The organism is Stenotrophomonas sp. STEN063 (assembly GCF_056854515.1).
This window is the reverse complement of record NZ_JBXFWF010000006.1, coordinates 40,625-53,443: the sequence shown is the minus strand read 5'-3', so window position 1 is coordinate 53,443 and position 12,819 is coordinate 40,625. Positions and strand designations below refer to the sequence as shown.

Genomic DNA, 12,819 nt, shown 5'->3' with positions numbered 1-12,819 from the left:
ATCACAGGTGCGCCCTCTACCATGGCTGCAGCGCATCCGCGCCCAACATCGCATCCGTGATTCCCGGAGGGGGGAAGCGCTTGATGAATAGCAAACCGCAGCTGTCGTTCTGGCAGATCTGGAACATGTGTTTTGGCTTCCTGGGTATCCAGTTCGGCTTCGCGCTGCAGAACGCCAATGCCAGCCGCATCTTTGAAACGCTGGGCGCGCCGATGGACGCGGTGCCGGGGCTGTGGATCGCCGCACCGCTGACCGGGCTGCTGGTGCAGCCGGTGATCGGCTATCTGTCCGACCGCACCTGGACGCGCTGGGGCCGGCGCCGTCCGTACTTCATGATCGGCGCGGTGTTGACCACGCTCGCGCTGCTGGTGATGCCGAACTCGCCGACCCTGTGGATCGCCGCCGGCACGCTGTGGGTGCTGGATGCCTCGATCAATATCTCGATGGAGCCGTTCCGCGCCTTCGTTGGCGATCAGTTGTCGCCGAAGCAGCGCCCGACAGGCTTCTCGATGCAGAGCTTCTTCATCGGCGTGGGCGCGGTGGTGGCCAGCTTCCTGCCCTTCATCCTTGCCCACTTCGGCGTGGCCAATACCGCCGGGCCGGGTGAAGTGCCGGATACCGTGCGCTATGCCTTCTACTTCGGCGCGGCAGTATTGCTGCTGGCGATGAGCTGGACGGTGTTCAGCACGCGCGAGTATTCGCCGGCCGAGCTGGCCAGTTTTGATGATGCGGAGCCGTCCGCTGTGCATTCGACGCAACGCGTCGGCGGCTTGCCGCAGTGGAGCCAGATTGGCCTGTGGCTGGGTCTGGGTGTGCTGCTGGCAGCGTTGATCGCCTGGCGCCAAGGCGACCGCATGCTCTACGTGCTGGCCGGCTTGTGCGTCAGTTACGGCCTGCTGCTGGGCGTGGCGCGGGTGCTGCCCGGCACGCATATGCTGGCCACCATCGTCGATGACCTGCGCAGCATGCCGGGCACGATGCGGCGCTTGGCATGGGTGCAGTTCTTCTCCTGGTTCGCCCTGTTTGCGATGTGGATCTACACCACCGCAGCGGTGGCTGGCACGCACTTCGGTTCAACCGATACGCAGTCAGCTGCGTACAACGAAGGCGCGAACTGGGTCGGCGTGTTGTTCGGCGCTTACAACGGTTTCGCTGCCGTGGCGGCGCTGATCATTCCGCTGATGGTGCGGGCGATTGGCCTGCGCTGGAGCCATCTGGTCAATCTGTGGCTGGGCGGCTTGGGCCTGATCTCGCTGATGCTGATCAAGGACCCGCACTGGCTGCTGCTGTCGATGGTCGGCGTCGGCTTTGCCTGGGCCTCGATCCTGTCGCTGCCGTACGCACTGCTGTCGGACAGCGTGCCAGCGGCAAAGATGGGCGTGTACATGGGCATCTTCAATTTCTTCATCGTGATTCCGCAGCTGGTGGCCGCCAGTGCCTTGGGCTTCGCCCTGCGCAACTGGTTGGGTGGTGATCCCATCCACGTGCTCGTATTGGGCGGCTGCAGTCTGTTCGTGGCCGGTTTGTGCGTGCTGCGGGTTCCGTCGCAACAGGAGGTGGTGTGATGCGTGGTCGTTTGGCAGCAGCGGTAGGACTGGCAGTGGTGGCAGGCTCGGCCTTGGCCGGCAACAGGCCGGATTACATCGGCACCACCGAGCCATTCGCCAGTGATGCGGTGTACTTCGTGGTCACCGATCGCTTCGTCAATGGCGATACCAGCAATGATCATCGCGACCAGGGCGGCGAACACCGCACCTTCGATATCCCGGTGCCGTGCCCGGACAAGATCGACGGCAACATCGGCTACCTCGGCGGCGACTTCAAGGGCGTACTCGACAACGCCGATTACATCCGCGAGCTCGGCTTTGGCGCCGTGTGGATCACGCCGATCATCGACAACCCCGATCAGGCATTCACCGGCAGCAAGCCGATCAGCTGCACCAGCACGCTGACTGACCGCGGCAAGACCGGTTACCACGGTTATTGGGGCATCAACTTCTACAAGCTGGACGAGCATCTGCCCAGCGCTGGTCTGGATTTCGCTGGGCTGACCAAGGGCCTGCACGATGCCAAGCTGAAAGTGGTGCTGGATATCGTCGGCAACCACGGCTCGCCGGCCTGGACCATGCCCAAGCGGCAGCCGCAGTTCGGCCAGATCTTCGACAAGGACGGCAAGCTGATTGCCGACCATCAGAACCTGGCCCCGGACAAGCTCGATCCGAAACACAATCCGCTGCATGCGTTCTACAACAACATCGGCCCGGTCGATGGCAGCAAGGGTTCGATCTTTGACGGCAACCTGGCCGAGCTGTCGGATTTCAATGAGCACAATCCGGCGGTGATGGACTACCTGGTTGGCGCCTACCTGCAATGGACCGCGCAGGGCGTGGATGCTCTGCGCATCGACACCATCGGCTGGCTGCCGCATCCGTGGTGGCATGAATTCGTAAACCGCATCCGCGCCCAGCACCCGGGCATGTTCATGTTCGGCGAAGCCTTCGACTACGACGCAGCGAAGATTGCCGAGCATACCTGGCCGGCGAACGCCAATGTCAGCGTGCTGGATTTCCCGCTGCGCGGTGCCATGTCCTCGGTGTTCGGCAAGGAGCAGAAGGGCTTTGAAACGCTGGCCGAACCGCTGCACCTGAGCGGCGGCCCGTATGCCAATCCGTATGCGCTGATGAGCTTCTACGACAACCACGACATGGCGCGGCTGGATGCCAGCGATGCCGGTTTCATCGACGCGCACAACTGGCTGTTCACTGCACGCGGTATTCCGGTGCTCTATTACGGCTCGGAAACCGGCTTCATGCGTGGTCGTGCCGAGCATGCGGGCAACCGTGCCTACTTCGGCCAGCAGCGGGTGGATGAGGCAGGGCAGAGTCCGATCTTCGCACCGCTGCAGCGCATCGCCAAACTGCGTGAAGCAACGCCTGCGTTGCAGCGCGGCTTGCAGGTAAATGAGCGGCTGCACGGCGATGAGGCGGTGTTCTACCGCGTACTGCAGCATGGTGATACTGCGCAGACGGCGTTGGTGCTGTTGAACAAGAGTGATGCAGCACGTTCGTTCGAGGTGAACCGTTACCTGCAGACCGGGCAGTGGCGTGATGTGCTGGGTGGCGGTTCGTTGAAGGTGAGAAGTTCGCTGAAGACCGAAGTGCCGGCGCATGGCGTCAAGGTGTTTGTGCTGGAAGGGCAGGTCTTGCAGCCGGAGCTGCGTGCGCAGTTGGATGCGGCTATGGCGGATCAGATAGCGCGGGATAAGCGATTGGCGCAGTAACCCGCTTGAGCCCCTCTCCCGCACGCGGGAGAGGGGTTGGGGTGAGGGCAGCTTTAGCTAGTTAATCCCCGCTCCAAAAGCACCCCTCCCCAACCCTCCCCTTTGCTGCGCAAAAGGGAGGGGGCAGATCACGTGCAGCTGGAGGCTTTGCTTGTCTCCCTCCCTTTGCCGAAGGCAAGGGGAGGGCCGGGGAGGGGTAGCTCTCGCTACTGTCTCACCTTCAGCCTCTGCGACGCCCAAAGCCCCACCCGCTACAATCCGCCCCCAGGCATTCCCGGCGGCACCGTATGAACCAGCTCCCCCCGCAAACCCCCATCGAAACCCTGCTGCAGACGGCAATGGACGGCAAACTGCCGATCCGAGCCTTCATGCAGGCCTTCGTCGCCTCCGAGGTGGTGTTGCTCACCGGCAGTCTCGTCACCGCCGACGGCAGTGGCTTCGATCCGTTGCTGTTCGACAAGCAGGGCATGCTGCACGTGGCGGTGTTCACCGATATGGCGCGGGTTGGTTTCCACCAGCAACAGGCACCGCACAACATCCGCATGCTGATGCTGGACGTGCTGCGCCGCGTGCCCGGCGGCTACGGCGTGGTGATCAACCCAGGTACCCCGCTGGGCTTTGAGATATCACCGTCAGGCGTGGGCGAAATCCTCAAGGATTTCAGCTAGGCCAAGCACGCGAAGACTCCGTAGCCCGGGTAAGCGCAGCGCACCCGGGGCTTGCGTCCGACAGGTCGCTGAAGTGACTTGTCTATGAATATGGAACCTGACGAAACTTCGTGTTCCTGCATTTCCCGGGTGCGCTGCGCTTACCCGGGCTACGGCGCGAATCACACGCCGAGCGATGATTCCCGCACTACCAGCTTCACCGGAATGGTGAGGCCTTCCACCGGCTCACCGGCAATCAGGCTCAGCAGCTTGTCGACCAGCAGCTGACCGGCTTGCTTGGTGTCCTGCTGTACCGTGGTCAGCGGCGGCGATACCGATGCCGCCAGCGGAATATCGTCAAAGCCCGTGACCGCAATGTCCTGCGGCACACGCACGCCGCGCTCGCGCAGGGCGCGCAACGCACCGATGGCGATCAGGTCGCTGGCCGCGCAGATCGCATCGAAGTCCTTGCCGCTGTCGAGCAGGGCGATGCAGGCCGCATGACCGGAATCTTCGGTGGTGATGGCATCGTGCTGCAGCGACGGATCTGCCTTCAAACCGCGGGCCGTCAATGCTTCGACATGGCCGCGGTAGCGTTCCTCGAACTCGGGATAGTGGCTGGACGCGTGGCCCAGAAATGCGATGCGCTGGCGGCCCTGTTCAAGCAGGTGCGCACTGATATCAAAGCCGCCTTGAAAATTGTCACTGCCAATCGATACGCCAGGTTGCCCGGGCAAGGCCGCACCCCAACGCACGAAATGGGTGCCTTGCTCCACCAGCCGCTGCAGCCTCTCCACTGATTCGTGGTAGTCGCCATAGCCGAGCAGGATGATGCCGTCGGCCTTGTTGCTGTCCTCGAAGTCGGCATGCCAGTCGCTGGACAGCTGCTGGAACGAGACCAGCAGGTCCAGCCCCTTCAGCGCACAGGCGCGGGTGATCGAGCCCAGCATCGAGTGGAAGAACGGATTGATCAAGGAGTCATCGTTGGTGGGGTCCTCGAAGAACAGCAGCGCCAGCGTGCCGGATTGCTGGCAGCGCAGGCTGGAGGCGTTCTTGTCGACCTTGTAGTTCAGCTGGCGGGCGATATCGAGAATGCGCTGGCGGGTTTCGGCATTGACCATCGGGCTGCCACGCAGCGCACGCGACACCGTTGGCTGCGAGACGCCGGCCATGTGCGCGATATCCAAAGAGGTGGCTTTGCCCTTGATGACCATCTTGACCAGCAATCTGAACGACGTCTGGCATCATGCCATGAGGTCGGCGAAAGGGGGGCAGGCCGGGTCCGGGATCGGCCGTCTGCCGGCGATTCCTGCGCTGGAAGGGTGGTGATCCGGCCTGGCCAAAGGCCGCCGGACACGCGGCGGGGCCAGCGCAAGCCTTACGCCGCAAGGGCTGCAGGGATTGGCTGCTATCTGTCGCCGGACAGATATAATACGTCGGCTATTGCCCGCATCCGGCGGGTGGACCCCAACGGAAGAGTAGGAACCTATGGCCCGCGGCATCAATAAAGTCATCCTCGTCGGCAACCTCGGCAACGACCCGGACACCAAGTACACCCAGGCTGGCATGGCGATCACCCGCATCAGCCTGGCCACCACCAGCGTGCGCAAGGACCGTGACGGCAACCAGCAGGAGCGTACTGAATGGCACCGCGTGGTGTTCTTCGGCAAGCTCGGCGAGATCGCCGGTGAATACCTGCGCAAGGGCAGCTCGGTCTACGTCGAAGGCGAACTGCGCTACGACAAGTACACCGGCCAGGACGGTGTTGAAAAGTACACCACCGATATCGTCGCCAACGAAATGCAGATGCTCGGCGGCCGTGGTGAAGGCGGCGGCGGCGGTGGTGGCGGCTACGGCGGCGATCGTCCGCAGCGCCAGTCGGCCCCGCGTCAGCAACAGGGCGGCGGCCAGGGTGGTTACGGCAACCAGGACCAGGGCGGCGGCGGTGGCTACGGCGGCGGTCAGCGCCAGCAGCGCCAGGCACCGCCGCAGCAGCAGTCGGCTCCGCCGATGGACGATTTTGCCGACGACGATATTCCGTTCTGAGGAGCGGCTTGGCAAAGTTTCAAGGTTTTGTCTTGAAGAACCCCCGCATTCGCGGGGGTTCTTCGTTTTTTGTATGTAAAAACTCGATGGATTCTGGCTTGCTGCATGACCGCCTTCCAGCGTGCTGAAATATTCAAAAAGCAGGGGGCGTTCGGCTCGGCCTGGCTTCGGCAACGAGGTGCTTTTGTCATGAGCGCACCGGCTGCCTTGCGTCTGCCACAATTCGCGCAGGTTCATCTCTCACGGAAGACTCCATGCATGTTTCTGATCTTGTAGGTCTGGTTGGCGCCAAAGGTAGCGATCCGCAGCTCGTGGATTGGTTCGAGCAGCACGGAATCGGAAAACCGCCGGTGTCCGTTACGGCAAATCAGGGCACCAAGAGCGTCAAGGACAAGCGCCATGAGATAGAGTATTACTTCGGGTTCGACATCATCAACGCCCGTTTCTATCCGCCGGTAGACGGCCCGCGCGGTGGCTTGCTCTGCCATCTGCAGTCCGTGTTGCTGTTCTCACGCAAGCCAAAGGGCAACGTCACGTTGCCGACTGGGTTCTGGGACGGTTTCGTGGGGCCGGATGCCGGCTTTGACGAGTGCATGACGTTCTTCGATGGGAACGTGGACACGTATACCGATACGCAGCTGTTTCAGAAGCCGCTTGGTGACGATGTGGAGCTCAAGCTCTGGTTCTGCCCCAGGAAGCAGCGGGTGGAGACCATGCAGGTGAGCATCGTGCAGGATCGCCAGTTCATGGGGCACCAGGAGTTCGATCAGGCCAACGTGCATAACACGGTGAAACCGGCGGCCACGCTCGTGGTCAAGTGGCTGTTCGACGGGCGCCATTTGCGGTTGTCTGACGAGATCTACGCCAATGGGCTGGCTGATGATCATGCCGGGATTCTGGAGTTCGTTCGCCAGCATCTGAGTGGTCATGTATGGGCATCGCAACTCAATGACGATCAGGTGTTGCGGCAGGTGCTGAGTCACACCCAGGCCAGCAGGCCGCTGAAACTTTCGAATGGGGAGTCGCTGGAGCTGTTTGCGCAGACGCTATACCTGCGAGCCGCGGGTGCATGGGATGCGTATCAGGCGATCTACAACGATGATGCCCTGGACGATTGGGCTGGCTCTGTTGACCGGTTTCGGGAATCGGTGGTGCTGGATGCGGGGCAGCGGCAGGTCTTCGTCGGCATGCTGCATGATGCTTATCGTCTGGCTGTGGCTGATAAGGCATAAAGCGGTGAGGGGCTTGGTTTGACTGGAATTGCGATTCCCGTCCGAGACCGAGTCTCCGCGCTGTAGTCACCTTATGTGCAGGGCACGCCCCTGCGATCGTTGCATTTCGCCAAATCTGCGAAGGGGATTTCCTGCCTTGTTGTATATGCGGATTCTCCGTCTGGTAAATCCCTGGGCCAGATGGCTAGAATCGCCCATCGCGGGCCGGATGCCCGTCCGAGGGGGGCAAGATGCAGATGATGAAGCTGGGGATGGCATTGGTGCTGTCTTTCTGTTCGGCCAATAGTTGGGCTGCTGTGGATTTGGGGCAATTCATTCGCAAGGATGATTTCAACGACATCAAGTTGTCACCATCGGGCAAGTACTACGCAGCCACCGTGCCACTGGAAGACAAAACAGCACTTGTTATTTTTACCCGTGAGGGCAACAAAAAAACCGGGGCGTTCGTCCTACAGCGCAATATGCATGTAAACAGCTTCGATTGGGTAAACGACGAACGCGTGCTGATTGGCATCGCCGAGAAGTTTGGCCTGTTGGACGAGCCGCGTTTGACCGGCGAGTTGTATGCCATGAATGCCGATGGCGGACAGCCGGAGTTGCTGGTCGGTTTCCGCGTGCAAGGCAATGGCCCAGGTACCCGTATCCAGCCCAAAAAGGTGGAGAGTGTGGCCGCATTTCTGGTCGATGGCTTGCCTGCGGATGACCGGAACGTGGTGGTGTCTACATGGCCTTTGGGCGCGATGGAACCATTCACCCGTGCTGAGAGGCTGGATGTAAACAGCGGGCGTCGTACGGTGGCCGCGACGGTGCCAGTGCGCAACGCCAGCTTTGTCACGGATAACACCGGCGAGGTGCGTCTGGCGCTGGGCTCGGGTTTGGACAACATCAGCAAGCTGTATTACCGCGATGCGGCAGGCACCGACTGGCGCTTGATCAACGATCAGAAAGCGAATGGCCGGATTGAAGTGCCACTAGGCTTCTCGGCAGATAACACATTGGCCTATCTGCAAGTGCGTGGTGATGGCAAGGGACCAGACAGTATCGTGGCTTGGAATCCTGTCACTAATGCCCGCACCACCGTACTGCATGATCAGGCAGCAGACCCGTGGTCCATTATCTATCGTACCGGCACGAGCGTGCCTGTGGGTACGCAGATAATGGATGGGCGCCACCGCAGTGTGTTTTTCGATGATGGTGTCCCTGAAGCGCGTTTGTTCCGCAGTCTGGAAGCTGCATTTCCTGGGCAGTCGGTACGGATCACTTCCAGTACCAAAGACGGCCAGTTGTCGATGGTGAGAGTGTGGTCTGGCAGCAATCCGGGCGATTTCTACCTGTATGACTCGGCCGCCAAGAAGCTGAGTTTCGTGGTTGCCAGCGGCAGCTGGATCGACCCGGACGCAGCGGCCGTGGTTGAACCCTTCAGTTTTGCTGCACGCGATGGATTGAAGATCCACGGTTACCTCACCAAGCCGCGTGGTGTCACAGGCCCGCGGCCGATGGTGTTGATGCCGCATGGCGGGCCATACGGAATCTTCGACGAATGGCGCTACGACCGTGATGCGCAGATGTTGGCGGCGGCAGGCTATACAGTGATGCAGGTGAACTATCGCGGGTCGGGAAACTACGGTTGGGAGTTCCGGCGTGTCGGCGCGCAGCAATGGGGCGGAACGATGCAGGACGATCTTACCGATGCGACACGCTGGGCGATCCGCGAAGGACAGGCTGATGCAACAAAGATTTGCATCTACGGTGCCAGCTATGGTGCATACGCCGCGCTGATGGGGGCAGCAAAGGAGCCCACGCTCTATCGCTGCGCAGCTGGCTATGTTGGCGTTTATGACTTGCCGATGATGCAGCGTGCGGATGCACGCACCGCGCGCAGTCTCGGCAATTGGTCCAAGGATTGGGTTGGCGAGGACCAGGCTGCACTGGCGGCTGCGTCGCCGAACCGTTTTGCTGACCGCATCAAGGTGCCGGTGTTTCTAGCTGCCGGCGGCGAGGATGAGATCGCGCCGATCGAGCACACCCGGATGATGGAAGCTGCGTTGAAGAAGGCTGGGGTGCCGGTTGAGTCTTTGTACTTCAACACCGAGGGGCATGGTTTCTATACCGAGCCGCATCAGCGTGAGTATTACGGCAGGTTGCTGGGTTTTCTGTCGCAGCATCTGGGGGGAGAGAAGGCGAAGTAGTTGCCTGTTCGGATTGCGGGCGTTGGCCCTGGGTTTTTGTGGGAGTGGTGTAAACCGCGAAGCTGACGCTGTGTCAGGTTGCATGTATTGCTGTTAGGCAAGCGATGCGAGCTTCGCGGCTGACGCCGCTCCTACAAGCTTATCGTCGGCACGTGCGTGGTTGGTTGTAGGAGCGGCGTGAGCCGCGAAGCTGATGTTGTGTCAGGTTGCGGGTTCTGCTGCCACGCAAGCGGTGCTAGCTTCGCGGCTTATGCCGCTCCTACAAACGCGGGGTTAGCGCACGCCGTGCATCATCCGCTTCAGCATCGGCGACGCCAGCAGGGCTACCAACGCGCAGCCCAGGCCTATCCACATCAGCAGCCAGAACAGGTGTTCGTAGCGGCCAGCTGCCTCGGCGATATTCATCACTTCGCCTTCGGGTACGTCGATGGCGGCCAGCTTGCCGAACAGTGCGGCAAGCGTTTCGGAGAATGCCGTGGCCAGGAACCAGGTGCCCATCATCAGGCTGACCACGCGTGGTGCCGCCAGCTGGGTGACGGCCGATAGCCCGACCGGCGACAGGCACATTTCGCCAATCTCCAGGATCAGGTAGGCCAGCACCAGCCACCACACGCTGGCCATCTGCCCGGTTGCGTCCACCTGCTGCGCGGCCAAGGCCAAGGGCACGAAGGACAGGGCGCCGAACACCAGGCCGAACGAGGATTTCAGCGGCTTGGACGGGTCGAGGCGGCGCTTGTCCAACCATGCCCACAAGGCAGCGAATACCGGTGCAAGCAGCACCAGGAACAGCGCACCCAGATAGGTCAGTGAACCGGCGCTCTGCGGCAGCACCAGGCAGTCGCGGACCAGCATCACCAGCATGGCCACGACGATGATGCCGAACAGCAGGCGCGGTGCATTTGATGCCGGATTGCGATCAGACAGGCGTGCTGCGACCACGAAGCCCAGCGGCGCCAGCAGCAGCGAGACGATGGACCAGGGCAGTGGCGCGCCTTCGCGGATCACCAGCGAAGGCACCAGATCCTTGGTCAACAAGCGGTCGGTGAAGGTGACCCACGAACCATAGGTCTGCTCGTACAGGGTGAAGAACACCAGCGCCATGAAGATCAGCACCATCAGCGCGATCATCTGCTGGCGCTGTTCTGGCGTGCACTGCGTGCCGGTGAACCAGGCGAACCACAGCAGCACGCCGCCGAGCACGACGATCATCAACATCAATGCGAGGCTGATTTCGCCGCCCAGCGCGAACGCGCCATTGGCGGCAGCCCACATCAGCGCCGCAACCGGAATGATGCCGACGATGGCAACGCCGTAGATCAGCCATTCGCGCGGCATGCCGAACACGCGCTCGCGCAGCGTGGCCGGTTGTGCCGGCTCAGCATGCCCGTGCAGGTACTTCTGCCCCCACAGGAACATCGCCAGCCCGACCAGCATGCCGATGCCCGCCGCGCCGAAACCGTACTTCCAGCCATAGGCTTCGCCAAGGAAGCCGCAGACCAGCGAGGCGAACAGGGCGCCGAGGTTGATGCCGGCGTAGAACAGGGAGAAGCCCGAGTCACGGCGCGGGTCGTTTTCCGGGTAGAGCTTGCCGACGATGGTGGAGATGTTGGGCTTGAGGAAGCCCACGCCCATGATGATCAGCGCCAGCGACAGATAGGTGATCGACAACGCGGCTTCGTCGCGTACCACTTCACCTGCTACGCGGTGCGCTTCGTGCCCCTCGAAGGCCATGCCGATGTGCCCCAATACCAGCAGGATGCCGCCGAACACCACCGCCTTGCGCATGCCCAGCCAGCGGTCGGCCAGCAGCCCGCCAAACACCGGGATGCAGTAGACCAAGCCACCGTAGGCACCGAGCAGGTCCAGCCCGGCCTTGTCGCCGAACAGGTGGTACTTGGTGAGATAGAGCAGCAGCAACGCCTTCATGCCGTAGAAGGAGAAGCGCTCCCACATTTCGGTGAAGAAGCAGACGTAGACGCCCTTGGGATGGCCGAGGAAGTCGTCGGAGCGGGGGCGGCTCAAGGCAGTTGCGGTCATCGGTGGTGCCGGGTGGGACAGCGGCCGAGTATAGGACCGCTGCCCCGGGGCTGCGCGTTCAGAGGTAACGCAGCCAGGCCAGGTCGCGACGGCGTGCCTTGAAGCGGGCAAAGGCGCGGGTGGCGGGGTAGAGCAGCACGGCCAGCACGACGCTGATCAACAGCAAGGCTGGCACCGATTCGACTGCGAAGTAGGGCGCGTGGTTTGCGCCCCAATACGCCATCGCTGCGAGGTACAGCAGCTTCAGCACGTACAGGTGCAGCAGGTAGAAGAACATCGGCGCCGCGCCGATCCACGCCAATGGCTGCAGCCATGCCGCGATGCGCGGCTGCTCGTACAAGCGCAGCAGCAACAGGCCGATGCCCAGCGTCAGCAGCAGGAACAGCAGCGAAGGTGGGTACTTGGTGACGTTGAGCAGGCTCATCAGCGTCGTCTGGGCATCGTTGAAGCGCAGCCAGGAGTGGTCGCCGTAGACATTGGCGGCACGCAGCAGCACGAAGCTGATCAGCATCGCCACGCCGGTGAGCAGCAGCCAGCGCTGGCGCTGCGGCGCCGGGCGGTTGCTGGCGTACCAGGGGCCGAGCGCGTAGCCCAGGGCAATCACGCCGATCCACGGCAGCAGGGGGTACGAGGTGCGCAGGCGCAGGCTGTTGCCCAGTTCGATCCAGTCACGCTGGTGCAGGATCTTCCACAGTGTCGCCAGCACGCCGTTGCCCTGGGCCTGCAGCGGATCAAGCAGGTTGTGGCCGGCAATGATGAGCACCGCCAGTGCCAATAGCAGCGTGCGCGGCAGCCACAGCAGGCCGGCCAACGCGATCATGCTCAGGCCGATGGCCCAGATCACCTGCAGATAGAGCGTGCTAGCCGGGAACTGGAAGGTCCAGGCGAAGTTGACCAGGGTCAGCTCCAGCACCACAAGGAACAGGCCGCGCTTGAGCAGGAAGGCTGCGGTGGCGCCGCGCGGATCGGGCTGGCGTTGACCATACAGCCATGCCGACAGGCCGGTGAGCAGCACGAACACCGGGGCGCATAGATGCGCCAGCAGGCGGAAGTTGAACAGGGCAGGCGAGACCGAGCCCACGTCCATCGGGTCGCTGACCTGATGCTGCAGATAGAAGGTCTCGCGGACATGGTCGATCAGCATCAGCAGCATTACGGTGCCGCGCAGCTGGTCGATGGAGGCCAAGCGTGTGGTCAGGGCAGGGGGCATGCGGGGAAATCTTACGGAAAGATATAACATAACATTTTGTAGCTACACGGGCGACTTTGCCGATATGGCCTGCAACGCGTGCGGATTGGTGGAATTGCAGGCCTGCGGAACGCTGGCGTGGCGTTCAGGCTGGACTTGCCGTTAAGCGGGCGTTAGCGTGGCGAAGGTTTTTTTGCCA

Annotated in this window: 9 protein-coding genes; 6 read left to right on the top strand and 3 right to left on the bottom strand. The window is 62.0% G+C overall.

The window, feature by feature from the left end; genetic code table 11:
• Nucleotides 1-83: 83 nt before the first annotated feature.
• The 3 genes from AC1VWL_RS03120 (at nt 84) to AC1VWL_RS03110 (ending at nt 3,948) form a co-directional block, all read left to right on the top strand.
• Entirely contained in the window at nt 84-1,565 is a 1,482-nt protein-coding gene (locus tag AC1VWL_RS03120) for an MFS transporter (RefSeq protein WP_481615282.1), read from the top strand.
• Nucleotides 1,565-3,280 (top strand): alpha-amylase family glycosyl hydrolase, encoded by a 1,716-nt coding sequence (locus AC1VWL_RS03115; RefSeq protein ID WP_481615281.1) that lies wholly within the window; start codon nt 1,565-1,567, stop codon nt 3,278-3,280. Before AC1VWL_RS03120 ends, AC1VWL_RS03115 begins: the two co-directional genes overlap by 1 nt.
• Nucleotides 3,281-3,567: 287 nt before the next feature.
• The gene (locus AC1VWL_RS03110; protein ID WP_481615280.1) at nt 3,568-3,948 is read left to right on the top strand and encodes an SseB family protein; all 381 of its coding nucleotides are present in this window, start codon (nt 3,568-3,570) and stop codon (nt 3,946-3,948) included.
• Between the two features lie 161 nt (nt 3,949-4,109).
• Here the strand turns inward: AC1VWL_RS03110 and AC1VWL_RS03105 are convergent, their stop codons facing one another.
• Nucleotides 4,110-5,141 carry a LacI family DNA-binding transcriptional regulator gene (locus AC1VWL_RS03105; RefSeq protein ID WP_481615413.1) on the bottom strand — a complete coding sequence of 344 codons (1,032 nt, stop codon included), beginning with the start codon at nt 5,139-5,141 and terminating at the stop codon, nt 4,110-4,112.
• A gap of 274 nt (nt 5,142-5,415) precedes the next feature.
• Between AC1VWL_RS03105 and AC1VWL_RS03100 the strand changes: the two genes are divergently transcribed.
• The 3 genes from AC1VWL_RS03100 to AC1VWL_RS03090 all read left to right on the top strand — a co-directional run bounded on the left by AC1VWL_RS03100 (nt 5,416) and on the right by AC1VWL_RS03090 (nt 9,394).
• Entirely contained in the window at nt 5,416-5,973 is a 558-nt protein-coding gene (locus AC1VWL_RS03100) for a single-stranded DNA-binding protein (RefSeq protein ID WP_482985715.1), read from the top strand.
• 254 nt (nt 5,974-6,227) lie between these two features.
• A complete protein-coding gene (locus tag AC1VWL_RS03095; RefSeq protein WP_482985714.1) occupies nt 6,228-7,205 on the top strand; it encodes a hypothetical protein in 978 nt (325 codons plus the stop codon).
• Nucleotides 7,206-7,441: 236 nt separating this feature from the next.
• Entirely contained in the window at nt 7,442-9,394 is a 1,953-nt protein-coding gene (locus AC1VWL_RS03090; protein WP_482985741.1) for an alpha/beta hydrolase family protein, read from the top strand.
• Nucleotides 9,395-9,667: 273 nt separating this feature from the next.
• Here AC1VWL_RS03090 and AC1VWL_RS03085 read toward each other — a convergent pair whose 3' ends face one another.
• Together AC1VWL_RS03085 and AC1VWL_RS03080 are read right to left on the bottom strand one after the other, a co-directional pair.
• Complete coding sequence (locus tag AC1VWL_RS03085) at nt 9,668-11,431, bottom strand: peptide MFS transporter (protein ID WP_482985713.1); 1,764 nt, start codon at nt 11,429-11,431, stop codon at nt 9,668-9,670.
• A gap of 58 nt (nt 11,432-11,489) precedes the next feature.
• Complete coding sequence (locus tag AC1VWL_RS03080) at nt 11,490-12,641, bottom strand: acetyltransferase domain-containing protein (RefSeq protein WP_482985712.1); 1,152 nt, start codon at nt 12,639-12,641, stop codon at nt 11,490-11,492.
• Nucleotides 12,642-12,819 lie beyond the last annotated feature (178 nt).